At 71.6% G+C, this 22,936-nt stretch carries 19 protein-coding genes and 1 pseudogene; 7 read left to right on the forward strand and 13 right to left on the reverse strand.

From position 1 onward, the window contains the following. Positions 1-369: 369 nt before the first annotated feature. Positions 370-618 carry a DUF397 domain-containing protein gene (locus ACWD35_RS36210; RefSeq protein WP_451355610.1) on the reverse strand — a complete coding sequence of 83 codons (249 nt, stop codon included), beginning with the start codon at positions 616-618 and terminating at the stop codon, positions 370-372. Continuing rightward, a complete protein-coding gene (locus tag ACWD35_RS36215) occupies positions 603-1,454 on the reverse strand; it encodes a helix-turn-helix domain-containing protein (protein ID WP_451355674.1) in 852 nt (283 codons plus the stop codon). Before ACWD35_RS36215 ends, ACWD35_RS36210 begins: the two co-directional genes overlap by 16 nt. Before the next feature lie 109 nt (positions 1,455-1,563). Between ACWD35_RS36215 and ACWD35_RS36220 the strand changes: the two genes are divergently transcribed. The 3 genes and pseudogenes from ACWD35_RS36220 (at position 1,564) to ACWD35_RS36230 (ending at position 2,651) form a co-directional block, all read left to right on the forward strand. Further along, positions 1,564-2,013, forward strand: coding sequence for an ATP-binding protein (locus tag ACWD35_RS36220; RefSeq protein WP_451355611.1), 450 nt, complete (start codon positions 1,564-1,566; stop codon positions 2,011-2,013). A gap of 54 nt (positions 2,014-2,067) precedes the next feature. Beyond that, positions 2,068-2,343: pseudogene (locus tag ACWD35_RS36225) on the forward strand (type II toxin-antitoxin system RelE/ParE family toxin); the annotation flags it as partial. Further along, positions 2,343-2,651 (forward strand): helix-turn-helix domain-containing protein, encoded by a 309-nt coding sequence (locus ACWD35_RS36230; RefSeq protein ID WP_451355612.1) that lies wholly within the window; start codon positions 2,343-2,345, stop codon positions 2,649-2,651. The pseudogene ACWD35_RS36225 and the gene ACWD35_RS36230, both read left to right, overlap by 1 nt. Before the next feature lie 74 nt (positions 2,652-2,725). On the opposite strand, the gene ACWD35_RS36235 is transcribed toward ACWD35_RS36230, so the two are convergent. Continuing rightward, positions 2,726-3,439 carry a LuxR C-terminal-related transcriptional regulator gene (locus tag ACWD35_RS36235; RefSeq protein ID WP_451355613.1) on the reverse strand — a complete coding sequence of 238 codons (714 nt, stop codon included), beginning with the start codon at positions 3,437-3,439 and terminating at the stop codon, positions 2,726-2,728. Next, entirely contained in the window at positions 3,436-4,725 is a 1,290-nt protein-coding gene (locus ACWD35_RS36240; protein WP_451355614.1) for an ATP-binding protein, read from the reverse strand. The genes ACWD35_RS36235 and ACWD35_RS36240 overlap by 4 nt, the downstream gene beginning before the upstream one ends. Before the next feature lie 197 nt (positions 4,726-4,922). Between ACWD35_RS36240 and ACWD35_RS36245 the strand changes: the two genes are divergently transcribed. Next, positions 4,923-6,425 carry a PspC domain-containing protein gene (locus ACWD35_RS36245; RefSeq protein WP_451355615.1) on the forward strand — a complete coding sequence of 501 codons (1,503 nt, stop codon included), beginning with the start codon at positions 4,923-4,925 and terminating at the stop codon, positions 6,423-6,425. After that, positions 6,412-6,612, forward strand: coding sequence for a hypothetical protein (locus ACWD35_RS36250; RefSeq protein ID WP_451355616.1), 201 nt, complete (start codon positions 6,412-6,414; stop codon positions 6,610-6,612). The genes ACWD35_RS36245 and ACWD35_RS36250 overlap by 14 nt, the downstream gene beginning before the upstream one ends. A gap of 20 nt (positions 6,613-6,632) precedes the next feature. On the opposite strand, the gene ACWD35_RS36255 is transcribed toward ACWD35_RS36250, so the two are convergent. Both ACWD35_RS36255 and ACWD35_RS36260 read right to left on the reverse strand, forming a co-directional pair. Further along, the gene (locus tag ACWD35_RS36255; RefSeq protein WP_451355617.1) at positions 6,633-7,163 is read right to left on the reverse strand and encodes a DoxX family membrane protein; all 531 of its coding nucleotides are present in this window, start codon (positions 7,161-7,163) and stop codon (positions 6,633-6,635) included. 252 nt (positions 7,164-7,415) lie between these two features. Beyond that, positions 7,416-8,210, reverse strand: a complete 795-nt coding sequence (locus ACWD35_RS36260) for a class II aldolase/adducin family protein (protein WP_451355618.1) — start codon at positions 8,208-8,210, stop codon at positions 7,416-7,418. A 139-nt stretch (positions 8,211-8,349) separates the two neighbouring features. On the opposite strand from ACWD35_RS36260, the gene ACWD35_RS36265 reads away from it, so the two are divergent. Further along, complete coding sequence (locus ACWD35_RS36265; protein ID WP_451355619.1) at positions 8,350-8,838, forward strand: pyridoxamine 5'-phosphate oxidase family protein; 489 nt, start codon at positions 8,350-8,352, stop codon at positions 8,836-8,838. 18 nt (positions 8,839-8,856) lie between these two features. On the opposite strand, the gene guaA is transcribed toward ACWD35_RS36265, so the two are convergent. Further along, entirely contained in the window at positions 8,857-10,437 is a 1,581-nt protein-coding gene (guaA, locus tag ACWD35_RS36270) for a glutamine-hydrolyzing GMP synthase (RefSeq protein WP_451355620.1), read from the reverse strand. A gap of 355 nt (positions 10,438-10,792) precedes the next feature. On the opposite strand from guaA, the gene ACWD35_RS36275 reads away from it, so the two are divergent. After that, a complete protein-coding gene (locus ACWD35_RS36275) occupies positions 10,793-11,050 on the forward strand; it encodes a chorismate mutase (RefSeq protein ID WP_451355621.1) in 258 nt (85 codons plus the stop codon). A 664-nt stretch (positions 11,051-11,714) separates the two neighbouring features. Here ACWD35_RS36275 and ACWD35_RS36280 read toward each other — a convergent pair. The 6 genes from ACWD35_RS36280 to ACWD35_RS36305 all read right to left on the reverse strand — a co-directional run bounded on the left by ACWD35_RS36280 (position 11,715) and on the right by ACWD35_RS36305 (position 22,773). After that, complete coding sequence (locus ACWD35_RS36280) at positions 11,715-13,520, reverse strand: GMC family oxidoreductase N-terminal domain-containing protein (RefSeq protein WP_451355622.1); 1,806 nt, start codon at positions 13,518-13,520, stop codon at positions 11,715-11,717. Positions 13,521-13,563: 43 nt separating this feature from the next. Next, entirely contained in the window at positions 13,564-15,177 is a 1,614-nt protein-coding gene (locus ACWD35_RS36285; protein WP_451355623.1) for a succinic semialdehyde dehydrogenase, read from the reverse strand. Positions 15,178-15,304: 127 nt separating this feature from the next. Further along, positions 15,305-16,249 carry a serine/threonine-protein kinase gene (locus ACWD35_RS36290; protein WP_451355624.1) on the reverse strand — a complete coding sequence of 315 codons (945 nt, stop codon included), beginning with the start codon at positions 16,247-16,249 and terminating at the stop codon, positions 15,305-15,307. Between the two features lie 116 nt (positions 16,250-16,365). Beyond that, positions 16,366-18,243 carry a serine/threonine-protein kinase gene (locus ACWD35_RS36295; protein WP_451355625.1) on the reverse strand — a complete coding sequence of 626 codons (1,878 nt, stop codon included), beginning with the start codon at positions 18,241-18,243 and terminating at the stop codon, positions 16,366-16,368. Positions 18,244-18,336: 93 nt separating this feature from the next. Beyond that, positions 18,337-20,055 (reverse strand): serine/threonine-protein kinase, encoded by a 1,719-nt coding sequence (locus ACWD35_RS36300; RefSeq protein ID WP_451355626.1) that lies wholly within the window; start codon positions 20,053-20,055, stop codon positions 18,337-18,339. A gap of 162 nt (positions 20,056-20,217) precedes the next feature. Next, positions 20,218-22,773: a protein kinase gene (locus ACWD35_RS36305; protein WP_451355627.1), complete on the reverse strand. Its 2,556-nt coding sequence runs from the start codon at positions 22,771-22,773 to the stop codon at positions 20,218-20,220. Positions 22,774-22,936: the final 163 nt, after the last annotated feature.

The raw sequence follows: 22,936 nt of genomic DNA on the forward strand, positions 1-22,936 counted from the left end.
GCCGGGAGGTGAGCGAAGTCGCCGGGCCGGGGCGGCAGCTGATCGGGGGCGTTGCGTTTGCCGTAGCCGGGTTTGGCCATGGGATGCGATGCGGGCGCGGGCGGGGCGGCGCTAGAGTTTTCGTAAGCCACGAGATCGTCCTGTTCGATCTTGAGGTGAGACCCCGGCGGGTGTTGGTAGCACCCGACCGGGGTTGTTTGTTGCTGCGAACGCTAGAGGTTCGCGACGGCGCGTTGCAAGCCGATCACGAAAAGTCATGTCGGCTGGTATACGCGGCCGTTGGACACGGGGAGGGCGGGAGGGTGGGTTGTTTCTTTCCGCCCATTCCTTGAAAAGAGGGCTCGGGTCTCGAAGCCCGAAGCTCGGGGCTCAGACCTCGCGGCCTGCGTAGGTGACGAAGGCGGCCCAGGCATCCGTGGGCACCCCGAAGCGGGGGCTTCGAGCGCCGAGCTTCGAGTCGCGGACGTGGATGGTGTGGGGGCAGGCGGCGACTTCGAGGCAGGCGTCCTCGGCTTCACTGCTGTAGCTGGACTTGCGCCAGGTGTAGGCGACTTCGAGGCATTCGCCGCCGCCGGTGCTGCTGTAGCTGGACTTGAACCACATCAGCTCGGTGGGCATAGCTCCTCCGCCAACTTCTCAATGAAGCGCGCCGACTCGTCAGGGCTGAAAGCCTTCCGAAGGATCATCGCATGGCGCTGGGCAACGATGCTGACCCTATCCGGGTCGCCATACAGCCTTCCCGTTGCCTGCCCCTCCTCGTAGATCAGTGTTTCGTGTTCGGCCGTCTCCAACATTACGAAGGGCCCGTCAAGCTCGGGCCCAGACCCTGAGAACATCAGGACCTGGACTGTGATGTTGCGAGCCTTCCCTGTCTCCACCAACCGGCACAGTTGCCTCCGGTGAGCCTCCACGGCACCAACCCGGTTCCTTAGCGCCAGCTCGCCAATGACGAAGTTGAAGGCTTTGGTTCGCTGTTCGAGCGACAACTGGCGCTCCATCCGACCCGCGACCCGCTCCTCGATCGTCTCGTCGTCGAGCGGAGGAAAGTGTGCGTTGAGGTGGGCCCGAACCGTCTCCTCAGTCTGCAACAGCCCTGGAATCAGCAGAGGCTGGTAAGAGCTCAGGACAGCGGCCTCGGCCTCGTGCTGCACGTACTCTTCCGCGTACGAGAGGTACTTCTCCGGCTTCAGAAACTCGTGCGCCGCAGTCAACTTTCCCCTCGCCCCGCACAGCTGGTCCGCGACCTGCAACAACCTCAGCGTCGGCCGCCGCCTCCCGCACTCCATCGACTTGACGTACTCGTAGTCGTACCCGGCCTCGTCAGCCAGGGCCTGGCGACTGACCCCCGCCTCCTCCCGCCACAACTTGACCTGGCCACCGCAGTACCGCCAGTTCTGCTGCGCCTGCTGGGAGTCCCCCGAAGCCACGCACCCACCCGCCTCCCGCTGCCACACCGTGTACAAGCACGCTGTGTACCCGTTCCGCTACTCCCGAGGCTACGCGCGAACCACCAGCCTGGGCTGGCCAAATGACGGAGAACCACACGCAAGGAACGAACCGCGCATGCCGACGCCGCCCACGACCCCCGGGCTCCCCAAGGACATCGAGTGGCGCCTCCCCCGCCACGCCCGCAGCGTGAGCCGGGCCCGGACCCTCCTCCGCGAACAGGCCACCTCCTGGAAACTCCCGGACGAGGTGACGGAGACGGCGGTCCTGCTGCTCAGCGAACTGATGACGAACGCCTACCGCCACGCGAAGGTCTCCCCGGGCCGCGAAATCTGGACCCGGGTCATCCTGGAGACAGACCGCCTCCGCGTGTCGGTGGCTGACGCGAACGACCGTCTGCCAACTCCGCGGGAAGCGTCAGCGGACGACGAGACCGGCCGGGGCCTGCACCTGGTGGCAGCGCTGGCAGACAACTGGGGCGCGGAGCCCCGCACCTGCGGCATCGGCAAGACGGTCTGGTTTGAAATCTCGCACAAGCCCGGTGACGCCCACGGGGACATGCAGTGACGCAACACGTCGGACGACGTTGGACACCCCCACGAGTTCAAGCGCGTCGACGAGGTCGTCGGGCTGCTGGCAGAGATGGGTCCCGGCCTCCGCGGACCGTGGTCCGATCACCTTGAGGGACCGGTACGAGAGCTGCGACTCCGCTTCCGGGACATCGCTCCACGCATCACGTACTGGTTCGCCCCGAACCGGACCATCGTGCTCCTGACCGTCTTCCGGAAAACGAGGCAACACGACCAGGCCCAGATCGACCGAGCCGTGAGTGCCCAGAAGCTCTGCGAAAACGAGCATCATGGAGTGGCGACCGACACGTACACGAGGGAGGCGTGATGGCTGGCGAACACGTTCGCTGGGCACCGTCAGGTGCCGAGACCGACGACCCGGAACGGATCGCCATCCGGGAGGCACTGGCCTTCGGCAAGGCACTGTACGACCGACGGACGGCCCTGGGACTGACCTCGGTGGAACTGGCCGAACGGGCCGGGATGACCCAGGACGACATCGAATGCATCGAGGAAGGCGGAACCACACCAACCATCGGCCTGCTGCGCACCCTGGCCGCTGCCCTTGACTCCGATGTCCGGCTCACGGCAGGGCACGATCTTGGTTCCCTGTGGTTCGAGGCCCACGCCGCATAGTCCTGGCGTGGGCCTCTCGGACCGGCGGTCGTCACTCAGCCCCTGTCTGAGTCTCCGGAGTTCGCAAGGGGCGGTCAGACCAGCCGGCGCGCGGTCGCCCAGCGGGTCAGTTCGTGGCGGTTGGAGAGCTGGAGCTTGCGCAGGACCGCCGAGACGTGGGACTCGACCGTCTTCACCGAGATGAACAGCTGCTTGGCGATCTCCTTGTAGGCGTAGCCCCGGGCGATCAGTCGCAGCACCTCGCGTTCGCGCTGGGTGAGGCGGTCCAGGTCCTCGTCCACCGGCGGGGCGTCGGTGGAGGCGAAGGCGTCCAGGACGAAGCCGGCCAGGCGCGGGGAGAAGACGGCGTCGCCCTCCTGGACGCGGAAGATCGAGTCGACCAGGTCGGTGCCGGTGATGGTCTTGGTGACGTAGCCGCGGGCGCCGCCGCGGATCACGCCGATCACGTCCTCCGCCGCGTCCGACACGGACAGCGCGAGGAAGCGCACGGGCCGCTCGGTGTCCGCCATCAGCGCCGCGCACCGGCGCAGCACCTCGACCCCGCCGCCGCCCGGCAGATGGACGTCGAGGAGGACCACCTCGGGCCGGGTCGCGGTGATGACCGTGACCGCCTGGTCGACGTCACCGGCCTCGCCGACCACCTCGACACCGGTCTCGGCGGTCCGGCCGATCTCGGCCTGGACACCGGCGCGGAACATACGGTGGTCGTCCACGAGCACCACCCGCACATGCCGGCCGCCCGTCTCCGCCGTGCCGTTCGTGCCGTTCGCCTCGGTCGCGTCGCTCATGACGTCTTCTCCGCCCTCTCCATCTCCAGCTCGACCTCCGTACCACCGCCCGGCACCGACCGCAGCCGGGCCGTACCGCCGTTGCGTTCCATGCGGCCGATGATCGATTCTCTAACGCCCATGCGGTCGGCGGGTATCGAGTCGGGGTCGAAGCCCGGACCGCGGTCGCGCACGGACACAAAGACCGTCCTGCCCTCGACTTCCGCATAGACCTGTACGGCACCGCCCTCGCCACCGTACTTGGCGGCGTTCACCATCGCTTCGCGCGCGGCCTGCATCTGTGCGCCGGTCCTCTCGTCCAGCGGGCAGTCGCCGACCACGACGACCTCGATGGGCACGCCGTGCTTGTCCTCGACCTCGGCGGCGTTGCGCCGGACCGCCTCGGCGACGGTGTCCGGCTCGTCGGCCTCGTCCTTGCCCGTGCCCTCCGGCTTGTACAGCCAGGTGCGCAGGTCGCGCTCCTGGGCGCGGGCCAGGCGGCGGACCTCGTTGGCGTTGTCGGCGTTGCGCTGGATCAGGGTGAGGGTGTGCAGCACCGAGTCGTGGACGTGGGCGGCGACCTCGGCGCGCTCCTGGGCGCGGATGCGCATCAGGCGTTCCTCGGACAGGTCCTGCGTCATGCGGACGAGGTAGGGACCCGCGAGCAGCGTGATGCCGACGAGGACGGCGAGCGCGGCCTGGAGGACCGCGCCGAGGTGGGCGGCCGACCCCTGCAGCCAGAACATGGCGGAGACGCCCGCCGTGACGAGCAGGACGCCGACGCCGGCGCGCAGCAGCGTGAGCGTGTGGCGCTTGCGCCCGACCTCGACCCAGCGGGCCCGGCGGGCGTTGTCCGCCTGGCGCCAGACCAGGGCGACACCGGCCGCCACGAGGACGATGGGCACGAGATACACCTTGGCGGCGCCGCCCAGGTTGACGCTGCTCACGAAGACCACGGACACGATGACCATGAGGAGCAGCGCGACGAGCTGTCCCTTGTCCGGCTTGCGGGCCACGAGCTTCCGGCGGCCGTCCGGCGCGGTCTCGGTGCCGACCAGCGAGTGCTTCTCCGCGCCGACACCGCCGACGCCGAGCGGGACGAAGAACCAGAACGCCGCGTACAGCAGCGCGCCGAAGCCATGGGCCATGAACAGGCCGACGAAGACGAGCCGCACCCAGATCACGGGCAGCCCGAGATGCCCGGCGAGGCCCCGCGCCACTCCCCCCAACCAGCGTCCGTCGCTGCTGCGGTAGAGCTTGCGCGGTGGCCGCGGGTCGTCGAGTGGCAGTGCTGCGGCTTCCGGCATGCCATCGATGGTCACATGGCCGACGGCGCCGGGCATCAGGGTCTGCCCTAAGACTCCCCTGATCTTCCTCGGGGGCGCCCGGCCCGGCCGGTCTTCGCTCGTCGAACGCTTCCCGGTCCCGTCTCAGGGCCGATTTCAGGGTTCGCCCAGGGTCGTCCCGACTGCCGTCGCGGCGGCCGGGCCGTCACCATGGACGCATGACGGATCACGAGCACGCCGCGACGGGTCCGGGACCCGGCACCGGCCCGCGCCCGGCCCCGGGCACCGGACCGACGGATGCCGGGCCCGCCGCGACGGGAAAGACGGGAGCGGCCGGCACGAGCAGCGACACCGACGCGACCGCCGGCACCAACACCGGCGCCGGCGCAGACAAGCAGGCGCGGGAGCGGGAGCGGGAGCGGGAGCGGGAACAGCAGGACGCCGCCGAGGCCCCCGACCGGTTCCGGCGCGACCGCCGGCACAAGATGATCGCCGGCGTGTGCGCGGGACTCGGGCGGCAGACCGACATGGACCCGGTGATCTTCCGGATCACCCTGGCCGTGCTGTCCGCGACCGGAGGCCTGGGCCTCATCTTCTACGGGTTCGCCTGGCTCGTCATTCCGTACGAGGACGAGGAGGAGAACGAGGTCCGCAAGCTGCTGACGGGCCGGGTCGACGGTCAGGCGCTGGCCGCCGTGCTGTTCGCTCTGGTCGGCTGCGGGGTGTTCCTGACGATGCTGAGAAACGGCGGCGTGCTGACCTTCGCCGTCGTGCTCTCCCTGCTGCTGGCCGGTGCCGGGTACTGGTCCCGGCGGCGCGGCGCCGCCGAGACGGACCCGCTGGCGGCGCAGGCGGCGGCCGACGCCCCGCCGGAGGCGCAGGCACCCCCGGTCTTCACCGGCTATCCCTCGTGGTGGCGGGACCCGATCGTCAAGGACGGCACCCATTTCGGCGGCACCGGCTATCTGTGGGGCCCCGGCGACACCCGCGACCGGGACGTCGTCTCGGCCCTCGACGTCGGCATCGCCACCCCCTGGACGCACCACGGGTCCACACGGCCGCCGAGCACCACGCCCCCGAGACCGCGCGGCCCGCGCTGGATCGGCGGCTGGGTGTTCCTGCTGGCCCTGGCGGCGGGCGGCCTGGGCACCGGGCTGACGTGGGACACGCATCCGCTGGGCACCAGCCTGCAGATGGGCCTGGCCTGTGCGCTCGCGGCCTTCGGGCTGGGCATCACGGTCAGCTCGTTCCTGGGGCGTACGGGCGCCGGGTCGGTGTTCCTGGCGCTCGTCACGGCGGTGCTGCTCGCCGGGTCGGCGGCTCTGCCCAGGGACATCACGACGCACTGGATACACACATCCTGGAAGCCCGCGACGGCGGCGGACGTACGGTCCGCGTACGAACTCGGCACCGGCGACGGCACCCTGGACCTGACCGGTCTGCACCTCGCCAAGGGGCAGTCCCTCGCCACTGACGCCCGGGTGGGCGCGGGGCGGCTGAAGCTGATCGTGCCGGCGGACGCGACCGTCCGGATGAACATCGACGTGGGGCTGGGCGACATCCGGTTGCCGGGCCAGAGCAGAAAGGACGTGGACGTGCAGCCTGGCCGGCACAGAACGGCGACGCTGTCACCGGTCAAGGGTGGCAAGGACGCGGGCACGCTGGAAGTCGATCTCGAGGTCGGACTGGGACGCGTGGAGGTGAGCCGTGCTGCGTCATGAGTTCCAGCCCGGGAAGCTGGTCGCCGGGCTCTCCCTGACCGCCACCGCCGCCGTCTTCGCCGGAGCCGCGGGCGGCCTGTGGGAGACCTCGTGGGTCGTGGCCGTGCCGCTGGTCGTGGGCGGCCTCTTCCTGGCCGGTGTCACGGCCGCCGTGGCCCGGGGCATACGCAGACGACGCGGCGCCTAGGCCGCAGGGGCCCGGGGCGGCTAGCGGTAGCCGCCCGTCCGCTGCCGGCGCCGGGCTCGCCAGGCCGCGTCGACGGAGAGGTAGGGCGCGCCGGCGAGGACGAGGGGCAGCCAGGCCATCAGGTAGGCGAGGTCGTTGCCGTAGTAGTAGGGGGTGCTGGTCCAGCTCACGGTGAGCCACAGGCTGAGCGAGATCAGCGCGCCGCCGAGCGCGGCCAGGCGGCCGAGGAGTCCGAGCAGGGTCCCGATGCCGACGACCAGTTCGCCCAGGGCGATGGCGTATCCGAAGCCGACCGGGCTCTTCAGGGCCAGGTCGACCAGGGCCGGAATGGCGGCGGTGTCGCGGACCGAACGCATCGTCTCGCCGATGGAGCCGGCGCCGCCGGACTTCATGAAGGCGCTGTCGGTGAGCTTGTCCAGGCCGGCGTAGATGAAGGTGACGCCGAGGAAGACGCGGAGGGGAAGGAGAGCGTAGTGGGCGGCACTGTCCCGCCAGTCGCGGCGACCGTGAACATGACCGGTGTGCGTGTCCGTTCGAATACTGTGAGTCATCGCTGGTAACCGCCTCTCGCCGCCGTGCCGGGCCCTCACCCGACGATACGTACGACGAGCGGGGTCGGTTCAATCCTCGCCCATACTCTCCCGGCCGGTTCTGTGAAGCGTCTTTGCGGGGCCTCGCTGCGCGGATGCCGCCGGCCCGCCGTTCGCGTCCGCTCCGCCGTTCGCGTCTACTCCGTCACCTGGACGATGCACCGGTTGCCGGCCACCCCGGCGGCGGTTACCACGTGGATCTCCACCGGTGCGCTAACTGAGCAGATCCGGTTCGCTGCGGCTGATGTCCTGCCACAGCGGCTGGTAGTTGATCCACGCCACCAGGTCGCCGCCGAGCTGTTCGCGGGTGGCCACGGCCTGCTTGTGGTCGATGAGGACCGGGCGGCCGGCGGCCTTCGCCATCAGCTGCACCTGGCAGGACCGCTCCATCGACAGGAACCACCAGGCCGCGGCGTCCACCGAGTCGCCGACCGTGAGCAGCCCGTGGTTGCGCAGCACGAGCGCCTTGCGGGAGCCGAGCGCGGTCGCGATGCGGCGGCCCTCTTCGGCGTCGACGGTGACGCCGGTGTAGGCGTCGTAGAGCGCGTGGTCCTCGTAGAAGGCGCAGCTCTCCTGGGTGATCGGGTCGAGGAGGTCACCGAGCGCGGACAGGGCCCGGCCGTGCACGGAGTGGCAGTGGGCGACGGCGACGACGTCGGGGCGGGCCGCGTGCACCTGGACGTGCACGGTGAAGGCGGCCTGGTTGACGTGGTAGCGGCCCTCGACGACCTGGCCGTCCTGGTTGGCGAGGACGAGGTCGCCGACGGTGACATGCCTGAACGGCATCCCGAACGGGTTGACCCAGAAGCAGTCGGTGAACTCCGGGTCGCGTGCGGTGATGTGCCCCGACACCCCGTCCTCGAACCCTTTCCGCCCGAAGATCCGCAGGGCACCGGCAAGGCGCTCCTTGCGGTGCCGGCGTTCGTCCTCGACCGAGTCGTGCATCGGCGGCATGGCGAACTGCAGCTGGTCGGTGGGCAGCGGCAGCGGCGGGGTGTGTCCCTGCATACGTACTCCAGCGCTGAGTTTGCTTTACGGCCGGAAGTTACCGCCGGTCAGCGCAAAAGGGCAGAGCTGTGCTGTAAAGATGACGTACGCATCGAATACCCGACAGAGGTTGTCCGGTTTGCTTGTGACACTGGCGCGCATGACGCAAGCGAACCGGTCGACGAACTGGGCATCCCTCACCACCGCGGCACCCGAACTGGCAGCGATCGCCGAGGAGCGTTTCGGTGCCCACCGCCACCACGTCCTCGCGACTTTGCGCAGGGACGGCTCCCCCCGCACCAGCGGACTGGAGGTCCGTTTCCTGCACGGAGAGCTGTGGCTCGGCATGATGACGAACTCCCTCAAGGCCCTCGACCTGCTCCGCGACCCGCGCTTCGCGCTCCAGTCCAACCCCGGTGAGGGCACGGACATGACCGGCGGGGACGTACGGATCAGCGGGCGGGCGTACGAGGTCGAGGACGGCGCGGTCAAGGCCGCGTACGTCGAAGAGGTGGAACCGCCGCAGCCGTTCCACCTCTTCCGCACCGAACTGACGGAGGTCGTACGGACCTACGTCGAGGACGACAAGTACCTCGTCGTCCAGGTCTGGAAGCCCGGAGAGCCGGTGCGCACTCTCAGGCGGACATGACCTTCACAGCGGGCGGGACTACTCCCACTCGATGGTGCCCGGCGGCTTCGAGGTCACGTCGAGGACGACCCGGTTGACGTCCCGGACCTCGTTGGTGATGCGGGTCGAGATGCGGGCGAGGACCTCGTACGGCAGCCGGGACCAGTCGGCGGTCATGGCGTCCTCGGAGGACACCGGGCGCAGCACGATCGGGTGGCCGTAGGTGCGGCCGTCGCCCTGGACGCCGACGGAGCGGACGTCCGCGAGCAGGACCACCGGGCACTGCCAGATGTCGCGGTCCAGGCCGGCCGCGGTCAGCTCCTCGCGGGCGATGGCGTCGGCGTCGCGGAGGAGGTCCAGACGCTCCTTCGTCACCTCGCCGACGATGCGGATGCCGAGGCCCGGGCCCGGGAACGGCTGGCGCTGGACGATCTCCTCCGGCAGGCCCAGCTCCTGGCCGACCATGCGGACCTCGTCCTTGAACAGCTTCCGGAGCGGCTCGATGAGCTTGAACTCGAGGTCCTCGGGGAGGCCGCCGACGTTGTGGTGGGACTTGATGTTGGCGGTGCCGGTGCCGCCGCCGGACTCGACCACGTCGGGGTAGAGCGTGCCCTGGACGAGGAACTCGACCGCCGGGCCCTCGTCGGCGATGATCTCGGCCTGCGCCTGCTCGAAGACGCGGATGAACTCGCGGCCGATGATCTTCCGCTTCTCCTCGGGCTCGCTGACGCCCTTGAGAGCGGTCAGGAAGCGCTCCTCCGCGTCGACGACGACCAGCTTGACGCCGGTCGCGGCCACGAAGTCCTTCTCGACCTGCTCGGTCTCGCCCTTGCGCATCAGGCCGTGGTCGACGTACACGCAGGTCAGCTGGTCGCCGATGGCGCGGGCCACGAGGGCGGCGGCGACGGCGGAGTCCACACCGCCGGACAGGCCGCAGATCGCGCGCTTGTCGCCGACCTGCTCGCGGATCGCGGCGACCTGCTCCTCGATCACGTTGCCGGTCGTCCAGTCCGGCTTCAGGCCCGCACCGCGGTACAGGAAGTGCTCCAGCACCTGCTGGCCGTGCGTGGAGTGCATCACCTCGGGGTGGTGCTGGACGCCGTAGAGCTTCTTCTCGTCGTTCTCGAACGCGGCGACCGGGACGAGGTCCGTGGACGCGGTGACGGTGAAGCCCTCGGGGGCGGCGGAGCAGGCGTCGCCGTGCGACATCCACACGTGCTGCTCGGCCGGGGTGCCCTCGAAGAGGGTGGAGGAGGTGCGGGAGACGTGCAGGTCGGTACGGCCGTACTCGCGGGCTCCGTTGTTGTCGACGGTGCCGCCGAGGCTCTGCGCCATCAGCTGGAAGCCGTAGCACATGCCGAAGACGGGGACGCCGGCCTCGAAGATCGCGCGGTCCAGGCGGGGGGCGCCCTCCTCGTACACGGACGAGGGGCCGCCGGAGAGGATGATCGCCGCGGGGTTCTTGGCGAGCATCTCCGCGACCGGCATGTTGCTGGGCACGATCTCGCTGTAGACCCGCGCCTCGCGGACGCGACGGGCGATGAGCTGGGCGTACTGCGCGCCGAAGTCGACGACCAGGACGGTGTCGGGGGTGGCGGCAGTGGGAGTCGCTGATGACACGGGGTGCCTTCTGGTGGTCGGGCGGGGGTCTGTGCTTCCGATTCTAACGGGGCGGTCGTGGATGACCCGGCCGTCGTTCTGGGGGCTCCGCCCCCAGACCCCCGGGCCCACGGCCCGCCCGGTGCGGCTGATCGGCTCGGAGGGGCGGGAGCGTCCGTGGCATACTGGCCGCATGCTCAAGCACTCGACCTTCCTCTTTACCTATGGCACCCGGCCCGCCGGCTGCCATGGTCGTGCTGCTTGAGCCAACCGCCAAGCGACTTCCCAGGCGCCCCGGGCCGACAAGGCCCGGGGCGCCTGTCGTTTTCCGGGACCTGTCGTGCCGGGGCACTCACCTCCCGAGGAGCCCGGAACCATGACCACCATCACCCCGGAACAGACCATCGCCGAGGCCCGCGAGCGCATCGACTCGCTCGACGACCGGATCATCGGCCTCATCCAGGAGCGGATGGCCGTCTCCACCGTCGTCCAGCAGACCCGCATCGCTTCCGGCGGCCGGCGCGTGCACCTCGCCCGCGAGATGCAGATCCTCGGCCGCTACCGGGACGCCCTGGGCAAGCCGGGCACGGGCCTCGCGATGACTCTCCTGGAGCTGTGCCGGGGCCGCATCTGAAGGTCGCATCCGAGTTCGGTCGAGCTCTCACCCGTACGGCGCGTGACCGGCCCGCGGACCGCTTCGTTGAGCGGGATGTCCGTGCCAGCCAGGGGCGGGCCCGACAGAACCACGCGTGGCTCACTGGAGCGTGAGGCGTACGGGTCGTGCCGTGCGCCGTGGGACCTCGCTCCAGGTAAGTGACCGGACGGCAGGGGACAGCAGCCCGGTCACCCAAGAGAACGGTCGGCTCCGGGGACGCCCGGGGCCGACCGGCGGTACACCGCACACAGGCACCCGTGCCAGGCACCCCCACAGGGCACACACAGAGCACACAGAGCAAGCGGCGCAACCCCCCGGCGCCGCACCCAGGCACCGGCGCTGCTCTGACGTCGGTGCTGACGGAAGAAGGGCCCCGCGGCCTCACTCCCGCGGGGCCCTTCGGCATGCCCATGCGCAGTCACACCCATCTACATGCGACTCAGCCTCTCCATGCAACTCACGCCTCTGCATGTGACTCACGCCTCTGCATGTGACTCACGCCACACGACATTTCCGCGTCTGCCCGCAACCCTTCGGGCCGTCCGTTGATCCAACCTCGTACCGGATCAAGCAGACGGTAGATGGCAAGAACCGAGGGACCTGCGTTCGGAGGGGGATGCAGGTCCCTCGCTGCTGTGTCCGGCTACTTCTTCGGCGGTACCGCCGGCATCCCCAGGAACGGCAGCCGCAGTGCGCCGAAGGCCTCCGCCGGGACCGCGGGGTTCTGCGGCTCCACCGGCTTCAGGCGCTCGTACACCGCTCCGGACGCCGGGCGCGGGTCCGCCTCGCCCTTGTTCGGCCAGTACGACATGGCCCGCTCGGCCTGCGCGGTGATCGTCAGGGACGGGTTCACACCCAGGTTCGCCGAGACCGCCGCGCCGTCCACCACCGAGATGCCGGGGTGGCCGTACAGGCGGTGGTATGGGTCGATCACACCGGTTTCCGCGGAGTCGCCGATGGGGCAGCCGCCCAGGAAGTGCGCGGTGAGCGGGGTGCCTATCAGCTCGCCGACGTTGCTGCCCGCGAAGCCGTTGATCTCCTCGGCGATCGCGGTGGCGGCGTCGGTGGCGGCCTTGATCTGCGTGGGGTTCGGGGCGCCGTGGCCCTGCCGCGCGGTCAGCAGGCCCTTGCCGACGCCGCCGGGCTTCAGGTACGTCGTCAGCGAGTTGTCCAGCGACTGCATGACCAAGCCGATGATGGACCGCTCCGACCAGCGCCGGTTGGACAGGGAGCGCAGGACCAGCATCGGGTGCCGGACCGCGCTCGCCAGGAAGCCCAGAAGGCGCGAGGAGCCCTCCGCGTACGGCACCTGAAGGACGGTCAGGCCGCCCATCGAGTTGGACCCCTTGCCGTAGCGGACCGGCTCGATGTGGGTGTTCTCGTCCGGGTGGACGGAGGACGTGATGGCCACGCCCTGCGTGAAGTCGACCTTCGGCGCGCCGTGCGCCTTGCGGTAGCGGCGGTTGTCGGTCTGCGCGCCCACCAGCGCCTCGGAGTTGGTGCGGGTGAGGTCGCCGAGGCGGGCGGAGAGGTACGGCAACTGGCCGCCGGCCTTCATGCGGTGCAGCAGCGTCTGAGTGCCGTAGGTGCCGGCCGCCAGGACGATCCTGCGAGCGGTGAAGATCCGCCCCTTGCCCTTCTTCTTCTGGTCGGTCGGCAGGGTCGCCACCGCGTACCCGCCGCGCGAGTCGTCCGTGACGGAGACGACCGTGGTCATGGGGTGGACCACCGCGCCCGCCTTCTCGGCGAGGTACAGGTAGTTCTCGTTGAGCGTGTTCTTCGCGCCGTGCCGGCAGCCGGTCATGCACTCGCCGCACTCGGTGCACGCCTTGCGCGCGGGCCCCGCCCCGCCGAAGTACGGGTCGGCGACCTCCCCGCCCGGCCGGGCCTTCGTCTTGCCGTCGGCGTCCTTGCCGTCGCCGAAGAACACCCCGACCGGCGCCATGTGGAAGGTGTCACCGAAGCCCATCCGCTGGGCCGCCGCCTTCAGGTGCACGTCGGAGGGGGTCATGGTCGGGTTGAGCCGTACGCCGAGCATGCGCTGCGCCTGGTCGTAGTACGGCTTCAGCTCCTCGTGCCAGTCGGTGATGTCCCGCCACTGCGGGTCCTCGAAGAAGGGCTTCGGCGGTACGTAGAGGGTGTTGGCGTAGTTGAGCGAGCCGCCGCCGACGCCCGCGCCCGCCAGCACCATGACGTTGCCCAGCACGTGGATGCGCTGGATGCCGTACATGCCGAGCTTGGGGGCCCAGAGGTAGTTCTTCAGGTCCCAGGAGTTCTTGGGCAGGCTGTCGCGGGTGAAGCGGCGGCCGGCTTCCAGAACGCCTACCTTGTAGCCCTTCTCGGTCAGGCGCAGGGCGGACACGGAACCGCCGAACCCCGATCCGACCACGATGACGTCGTAGTCGTACTCGCCCTCGTCCCGGGCCTGGACAGACTTCTCCTGCGACACGTGCTCTCCTTGTCGGGAACTGGGTTGACGGAAACGGGGTCGTCTAGCGGAACCGGAAGGTCTTCATGAGCCGGAGGCTGCGGCTCATGAACCGGGCGTAGCTCTCGTCGTCCATGCCCAGCGAAGGCGCCATCGGCAGCAGCGTCTGCCGGGCCACCGTCTGAGCCTCGGTGTACTTCAGGATGCCCTCGGAGCCGTGGCGGCGGCCGAGCCCGGAGTCCTTCATGCCGCCCATCGGGGACTGCGCGCTGCCGTAGGCGGGCGCGTAGCCCTCGTTGACGTTGACCGTGCCGGTGCGCAGCCGGGCGGAGATGTCCAGGGCGCGTCGGGGGCTCTTGGTCCACACGGACGCGTTCAGGCCGTACGGCGTGGCGTTGGCGCGCTCGACCGCCTCGTCGTCGGTCTTGAAGCGGTAGACGGAGACGACCGGTCCGAAGGTCTCCTCCTCGCAGACGGCCATGGAGTCCTCGACGCCGTCGAGGATGGTCGGCTCGAAGAAGTACGGGCCGATGTCCGGGCGGGCCACACCACCGGCGACGACCTTCGCGCCCTTCGCGACCGCCTCCTCCACGTGTTGTGCGACGGTCTTCAGCTGGCGTTCGCCGACCAGCGAGCCCATGTCGGCGCCGTAGGCGAGGGAGTTGCCGAGCCGCATAGCCCTGGTGCGGGCGGCGAAGCGCTCCAGGAAGACGTCGGCGACGGACTCGTGGACGTACAGCCGCTCGATGGAGATGCAGAGCTGCCCTGCGGAGGAGAAGCAGGCGCGGACGGCACCGGCGGCGGCCTTCTCGATGTCGGCGTCGTCGAGCACCAGCATGGCGTTCTTGCCGCCGAGTTCGAGGGACACGCCGACCAGGCGGGCGGCGGCGCCCTGGGCGACCTCGCGGCCGGTGCGGGTGGAACCGGTGAAGGAGACGTAGTCGGCGTGCCGGACGACCTCCGGGCCGACGACCGGGCCCTCGCCGAGCACGACCTGGAACACGCCCTCGGGCAGGCCGGCCTCGATGAGCAGGTCGCGCGCCCACAGCGCGGTGAGGCAGGTCTCCGTGTCCGGCTTCATCACGACCGCGTTGCCGGCGACGAAGGCGGGCAGCGCGTCGCCGACCGACAGCTCCAGCGGGTAGTTCCAGGGGGCGATCTGGCCCACGACACCGCGCGGGTGGCGCAGTTCGGTGACCTTCGTCAGGGTCGGTATGGCGCCGGTGTGCCGCTTCGGCCGGAGGTAGGCGGCGGCCCGGCGGCCGTAGTGGCGGGCGGCGACGGCGACGGCCTGCACCTCCTCGTGCGCGTGCAGGCGGGCCTTGCCGGTCTCCAGCTGGACGAGGTCGAGGACCTCCGCCTGCCGCTCCAGCAGCAGGTCGTGGAAGCGCAGGAGCACCGCGGCCCGCTGCCGTACCGGGGTCTTCTCCCACACGGACTGCGCGGCGCGGGCGGCCTGGAACGCCCGGAGGACGTCCTCGGGGGTGGACTCGGGCAGGTCGGCCAGCTTCTCGCCGGTGAACGGAGTGTGGTTGGCCGTACGGCCGGAACCGACGACTCCCTTGGTGAGCTGTGCCACCAGTTCCGGGGTGACCACGTCGGCGGCGGTGCGGGCGCCCTGCGGGGCGGGCGCGAGCGGGTTGGTGCCGGTGCTGTCCTTGTCCTGCGAGTCCGTCATGACGCGCAGGGTATGCCGGAGCGGAGACTTTGTGTACCCGGCGGTAATGGGGATTCACGGAGTGCTCACATGACGCCAGCGATCACTGGCAGCAAATGCGCTGATCAGGGCGTTGTCGGGGTGACGATCACTCGGTTCCGGTGATTTCCGACGCGACCCCGGGCTTTCTCGCCAGGAGGAGGCCCAGCGCTGCGAGCGGGGTGCGGCGGCGGGGCTGCGGGGCGGGGTCCGGGGCGGGATCGGCTTCAGGTGCGGAGGCCGGGGGCAGGCGCCGTTCGCGTACCGGCTCCGGTGCCGACGGGGTGCCGTAGAAGCCCGCCTCCGCGGCGGTGATGCCGAGGTAGTCCGCGAGCGCCGCCGCGACCTCCTCGGCGTGCGGCCGTTCCTCGGGGAGCGGTGCGCGCAGCCGGGCGAGCAGCGGCGTCAGCAGGCCGGTGTCCGCGTCGCCCGTCGCCGCGTCGAGCAGCGCGCCCAGCGACCACAGGTCGGAGGCGGGGCCGGCGCCGCGTCCCGTGGCCCGTTCCGGGGCGACGAATCCGGCGGGGGCGTCCTTGGCGTGGCCGTCCCCGATACCGAAGTCGGTGACGACGACCCGCCCGGTGCCGGACTCGATCAGGACGTTGGCGGGCTTGATGTCGCGGTGCACGATCCCCACGGCGTGCGCGGCCCTGAGCGCCCCGAGGACGGCGAGCCCGACGCGGGCGGCCTCGGCGGGCGTAAGGGGGCCGCGCCGGACGGTCTCCCGCAGCGACTCTCCCTCGACCAACTCCATGACGATCCAGGGGAGTCCGTCCGCCTCCGTGACGACGTCGTGCAGCGTGACGGCCGAGGGGTGCCGCACCCGGGCGGCGGCCCGCGCCTCCGTGCAGAGCCGGTGTGCGAGCCGCCGGCTCTCCTCGTCGTCGGCCGGATCGCCGGGCAGCGCGGGCTCCTTGACGGCGACGTACCCCTGACCCTGTTCGTCCCGGGCGCGCCAGACGGTTCCGGTCGGTCCGGCCCCGATCCGTTCGACGAGCCGGTAGCGTCCGCCGATCAGACGTCCGTCGGCCGGGTGTTCGCCGTCTGAAGTCATGTCACATGAGTATCGTGCGCACCGCGTCGTTGTCGAAGCGGCAGGTAGAACTTACGACTTGGCGGGCTGCCCATGTCGCGCCGAGTGCGCGGACATCCAGCACGGGCACAAACCGGTCACCGGCGCGTGGCCGAGAACGTGTCCACGGCCACGTCGAAGTACTCCCGGGCCTCGCGTACCTTCCCGACCGGCGCCGACACCCACACGTCGTACAACCGCCCTTTCTCTTCCCAGCAGATGTCGTAGGTGTGGCGCGGGCCCTCCGCCGCGCTGAAGCCGTTCCAGCTGAACTCCCAGAGCGCGGCGGGGTGTCCGGCGTGCGCGGTCCGGGTGACCCGGCCGTCGTGGTAACCGGGGTTCGTGCTCGGCCCGTCGGCCGCCGCCCGGTTCATCACGGCCGTCGGGCCGCCCTCTTCGGGCTCGGCGACCCTGATGCCGAGGCGGAAGGTCTCACCGGAGGACAGGTAGAAGACGCGCTCGCCCTGCGCGCTGCGCTTGAAGTCCTCCGGTACGGCGAGGGTGAAGCCGGCCGGGTCCTGAGCGGTGCGGTAACCGGAGGGTGCCGTGTGCGAGTCGGCCACGTGCGAGGGGCCGGTCACTCCGGGGGGCCGGGGTGTGGTGGCTGTCGGGTACGGCGACGCGCTCGAACTGGTGCGTGTCGCCGGGCTCGTGGCCGTACCGCCCGGCGTGCCACCGCCCCCGTGTCCGCCGCGGTCCATCAGCAGCACCGCCCCCGACACGCCCGCCCCGGCGAGCGCGGCGACGAGCAGCGCCGCGAGCAGTACGGCGCGGGTGGACGGCCGGGCCGGGGTGGACCCGGGCGCGTCGGGCTGCCGCACGCCTGTGCCGGTGCCGGCGTGCGGTACGTCCCGCTCGGTCGGGGTGTACGGCGTCGGCGTCGGCGAAGACGCCGAGGGCACGTCGGACTCGGTCGCACGGCTGTCGCCACCGGCCGGTGCGGAATGCGTTGCGGAATCCGGCACTGCGCGGTCGCCGTCCGGCACCACGGGATGCGCCGAACTCTCCCCGCCCGCACCGGACTCCGGCGTACGCCCCCCGCCGCTTCCCGCCCTGTGTGCGCGCCCCACGCCGATCCTGTGGATCCGCCCCGTGCCGTGCGTTCCCGAGGAACCCGTGCCGCCGCCCGGCGCGGGTGGTGTCCGCCCGGTCTCCAGGTACACCCGCAGCATCCGCTCGGCGTCCGCCGCGCCCAGCCGCCGGTCCGGGTCGCGCTCCAGCAGCCCCCGTACGACGGGCAGGAGCGGCGTCGCCTCCACGGGCGGCCGGATCTCGGCGGCGACGACGGCGTGCAGGATGCCGCCGAGCGAGTCGCGCCGGAACGGCGACTCGCCGCTGAGCGCGGTGCACAGCAGGGCGCCCAGCGACCACAGGTCGGACTCGGGCCCGGTCCTGGTGCCGGACATCCGCTCCGGGGCGGTGTATTCGGGCGAGCCGACGAACGAGCCGGTCTCGGTGAGGGTCGTCGCGCCCGCAACCTGTGCGATCCCGAAGTCGGTGAGCACGACCCGGTCGGTGCCGGACTCGACCAGGACGTTCGCGGGCTTGATGTCCCGGTGCAGTACGCCCGCCTCGTGCGCGGTGTGCAGCGCGCCCAGCAGGGCGATGCCGATCCGGGCGGCCTCCGCGGCGTCGACCGGACCGTGCGTGGCGATCCGGTCGGCGAGCGAGCTTCCCTCGATCAACTCCATGACGAGGTACGGCCGTTCGTCCTGCTCCACGACATCGTGGACGACGATGATGTTCGGGTGCCGCAACTGGGCGACCGCCCGCGCCTCGCGGAAGGTACGGTCACGACGGCGGCGGGTGTCGTCGCCGGGGAGCGAGTCGTCCGCAAGGAGTTCCTTGACCGCGACCAGGCGGCCCAGCACCTGGTCTCTCGCCCGCCACACGACGCCCATGCCGCCGCGCCCGATACGCGCCTCAAGGCGGTAACGGCCCGCGATCACACGGATGTCGGCGCCCTCGGTCCCCATGCGCCCCATCATGCCGCACCGGACCCATCCGCTCCGGCACGGTGATCGGCCAAGACGCCGGGTGAGCGACCGGCCGGGTTGGCCTGATGCGTATCAGCCCGTCTTCGGCTGCTGCCAGCTCTGCAGCACCCACTTGAACTGCCTGCTTGTCGTCGCCCAGTCCTCGGCCGGCGAGGACATGTAGATCACGTACTCGGTGCCCGCGCGCGAGTAGTACGTCTCCTCGATGGCGTGGCGCGGCCCGGGAACGTAGGGCGGGTCCTTCTTCAGCGCGGTCCAGGTGTACTCCCACAGCGAGCCATTGCGGTCGCGGTAGGTGTTCGGCTTCATCGTCACGCGGTGGTAGTCGACGAGCCGCTGGAGCTGTTCCTCCAGGTCGCTCTGGTGCTGGTAGGCGTCGGCGAAGTCCGGTGAGCTGTCGACGGCTATGCGGACGAAGTGCTTGCCGCCGTCGGGCGAGTAGTCGATCTGCTTGAGGGCGCCCTGGATGCCGTAGACCTTCCGCGTCCAGCCCTTGGGCAGGGAGAGGCTGAAGCCGAGCGGGTCGTCGTACCGTTGCCAGCTGTCCGGGACGGGGCCCTCCTGGCCGGGGCCGGCGCCAGGGCCGGCGTCGGCCGAGGGCGTCGGGGCCGGGACCGTACCCCCCGACGACACGGTGGTCTGCTCCATCCCGGCCCACCCCTGGTAGGCCACCGCCGCACCGCCGCCGAGCACGGCCGCGACGGCGACGACCAGCGCGAGCGTGCGCAGCCGCCGCCGGGGGCGGACCGCCGGCGGACCCGCGGCCGGGCCCAATATGGTGGGCCCCATCGCCGTCGGCCCGGTGGCGGAACGGCCCGGGCCACCCGGGCCACCCGGCCCGTAGCCGTACCCGGAAGTGCCCGTCCCGGGCCCGTAACCCGAGCCGCCGGTGGCCGTCGTACCGGTGCCGTACGGCTGCCCTCCCCGGTCCACGCCCGCCCCCTGCGTCGGCACGAACGCCTGTGCCGAGCTGGGCCGGCGGCCCTCCGCCGCCTCGGCGAGCATCTGCTCCGCCTCCTCCGCGCCCGGCCGCTGGGTCGGCTCCTTGCGCAGCAGCGCGGCGATGACGGGGCCGAGCGGACCGGCGTGGCCCGGCTCGTCGGCCTCCTCCTCGACGACCGCCTGCATGGTGCTCAGCGGCGAGGTGCGGCGGAACGGCGAGCGGCCCTCGACAGCCGTGTACAGCGTGGCACCCAGCGCCCACAGGTCGGAGGACGAGCCGGGGTCGTGGCCGCGCACCCGCTCGGGCGCGAGGTAGTCGACCGAGCCGACGACCTCGCCGGTACGCGTGATGGTGGTGTCGCCCTCGATCTGGGCGATGCCGAAGTCGGTGAGCAGGACCCGGCCGTCCCGGCCGAGCAGCACGTTGCCGGGCTTGACGTCCCGGTGCAGTACGCCGGCCGAGTGCGCGGCCCGCAGCGCGCGCAGCACCCACAGCCCGATCCGTGCGGCCTCCCGGGGGTCGATCCGGCCCCGGTCCTTGACCGCGTCGGCCAGCGAGTTGCCCTCGACCAGCTCCATCACGATCCAGGGACGGCCGTCGTGCTCAAGGACGTCGTGCACGGTGACGACGGCGGAGTGGTTGATGCGAGCGGCGGCCCGCGCCTCGGCCCGGGTGCGGGCCAGCAGGACGGCCTGGTCGCTCTCGGAGACGTAGAGCGCTGCGGTCAACTCCTTGACGGCCACCGTCCGGTGCAGCACCTCGTCGTGGGCGCGCCACACCCGGCCCATGCCGCCGCTGCCGATCGAATCGGCGAGCCGGTAGCGGCCCGCTATGAGCAGGCCCTGCATCTGATTCACGTTGCCCCGCAATGGTCTTGACAGGGTCAGACTAAGGACCGGTCTGCCCGCAGGGAACAAGCAGGGTCCCAAGGAGACCGCACTGTGACGGTTGTCGCTTCTGCCCGCGGACGGGAACCGAACGGTGCGCCGCCCGCTCCGTTCACGCGGCGCTCAACCCGTGTAGCGGTACGTCGCCGTGGCCTGGTCGTACAGCCGCGTCACCTCGTCCCGCTCCGCCTCCGGGCCACGGACCTGGACGATGTGGTAGCGGCCGTTCAGCAGGATCGCCATGTTGCGCACGAACAGGTCGCGGCCTTGGGCATCGGTCCAGGTGAACTGCCCCTCGGCCATGGTGCGTCCGCCCACCTCGATGGTGCGCAGCCCGCTGGCGGTGGCCCAGCTGGAGTTCCGGTACGGCTGGAGCTCGGCCTCCTTGTCCCGCTGGTAGACCATCGGGTCGCTGCCGTACGTCGCCGCGCCGTCCCTTCCCGGCACGACGAGCAGCTCGAAGTTCCCCTGCGCGTACACCACCTGGCCGCTGCCGTTCTTGGGCGTGCGGGACCAGCCCTTGGCGACGGCGACCTGGAAGCCGTCGGGGTCCGTGCGCAGGGTGAAGCCGCCGGCGACGGAGGGGTTGCCGCCCGTCTGGGGCTCGGTGACGGGCGCGGACGCCGAGGGGCTGCCGTCCGCCGACTGCCCGGAGGACGGCCGTGGCGAGGGCGAGGGGGCGGCACTGACCTCACCGGCCGCGCCCGTACGGTCCCCGTCCGCCGCGCCGCTCCCGCCCTGCTTCGGCATGAACAGCATCGCGTACGCCACCGCGCCGGCCAGCAGGAGCAGGATCAGCAGGAGCAGCGTCCGGCCGAGGTTGCGCGGCGAACGGGCCTGCTCCGGGGCCCGCTTGTGCCGGCCGTGCGGATGCATGGCGGGCGGCTCGGCGCGCCGTCGCCGCCACCGCATCAGCTCGCCCCGGCGCCGGATGATCGGCAGCCGGGCCGGGTCGGCGGGCGGAACGGTGACGACCTGGCTGCCGGCGTCCGGCTCGGGCGCGGACCGCACCAGCGAGCGCAGCCAGCCGCCCAGCTCCTCGAAGTCCAGCCGGTCGGTGGGGTCCTGACGCAGCAGCGACTCGACCACCGGCCGGATCGGCCCGCACTCCTCGGCAAACGCGGGCGGCTCCGCGCACACCAGCTGCACCAGCTCGGCGGTGGACTCCTCGGGGTACGGCGCATGCCCCTGCACCGCCCTGAACAGCAGCGCCCCGAGCGCCCACAGGTCGGTGGCCGGCCCGATGGGCGCCGCCAGCTGCCAGTTCTCGTGCACGGGCCCCGCCTGCTCGGGCGCCCAGCGCTCGGTCACCGGTCCCACCACGGTCATCCGCACCTGCCGGGCCCGCTCGGCCCCCAGCGCGCTCGCGGGCCCACGCCGGACCACGCCGCCACCGTCGCCCTCGTCCCAACGGGACGGCGCAGCGGCCTGCGCGGGAAGGGACACACCGCCGCTTCCCGGCTGACCGGAGTCGGGGGGAAGCTGGGCGGGCAGGGGCGACCGGCCGGTGCGCGGTGTGGCGCCGTGCCAGGGGGCGCCGTGGACTCCGTAGGGGTCGGCTATCTGGCCGGGGGGCGTGTTGCCGCCGCCCGGTCCTGCGGGGTTCGGCGGCTGCACCGTGCCGTCGCCCGTACCCGCGCCGGTGTCGCCCTCGGCGGGCGGCCGGGCGCCGGGCAGGGCGGGGCGCCCGCTCTGCCGGGTCTCGTTCACCTGGGCGGCGGCCCGGGCTCCCGCCCGGTAGGCGGCGATGGCTCCGGCCCGGGCGGCACGGATGTCCTCGCCGGTCGTCAGCGCCCGCCGCTCCGGCGCCCCGGACACACCGGGCACCCCGCCGCCGTCGGAGGCCCCGTTCGCGCCCGGCAGCGGCAGACCACCGGCCGCCCGCGCCTGGATGGCGGCACGCCGGGCGGCCTCGGGGTCGGGATCGGCACCGGGCGGGGGTACGGGTGCGGGTGCGGCGCCGGGAGTGCCGGGTCCTCCTCCGGCGTGACCGAACCCCTGGCCGCCCCCGGACTGTCCCTCCGGGCCTCCCGGCCCTCCCGGTCCTTCCGGCCCGTCCTGGACCGGCACCGGGTCGTACCCGCACAGCGCCTCCTCCGCCGCACCGACCGCGAGGCCGGTCAGCATCACACGGCCGTCGTCGCAGACGAGGACCGTGCGGGCGGTGATGTTGCGGTGCACCCAGCCGTGGGCGTGCAGCACCCGCAGCGCCATGAGCACGTCGGAGGCGACCTCGGCCGCCCGGTACGGCGTCAGCGGCTGCTCGGCCAGCAGCGCGGCCAGCGGACGCGCCGCCACCGACTCGCTGACCACCCACAGCGAACCGCCCTCGGCGAACACGTCGAAGACCTGGTCGAGGCGCGGGTGGTCGGGGATGCGGGCCGCCGCCTGCGCGGCCTCGACGGCGCGCCGCACGGCGGGATCGGTGGGCCGGCGGGTCGCGGACCGGGCCGCGGGCGCCCGGCGTGTCCCGCGCTCACGGGCGGTGAACCCCTCGGGCAGCCCCTCCGCGTCGAGCACCTCGGCCTCGACGACCTCCGGCAACGGCACCTGCCGCACCAGCACTTCCTGACCGCTGTAGGTGTCGAAGGCGAGGGTCTCGGTCAGTTCGTACTCGTCGGAGGGCGGCAAAGGCAGGCGGTAGCGGTCGGCGAGCACCCGACCCGCGTAGTCGTCCATGTTGCCTCCCCCGGCCGTCCGGTCGCTCAAATCCGTTCGCCTCGCGGCCCGTTCCGCATCCACATCGGCTGCATACGGTCCGCAACCATTCACGATACGTGCCGGAGGCAACGCGCATTGAGTGGATGCCGGATTCTCCGGCATTCAACCGACCGCGGCCCGG

The organism is Streptomyces sp. NPDC002671, assembly GCF_053592475.1.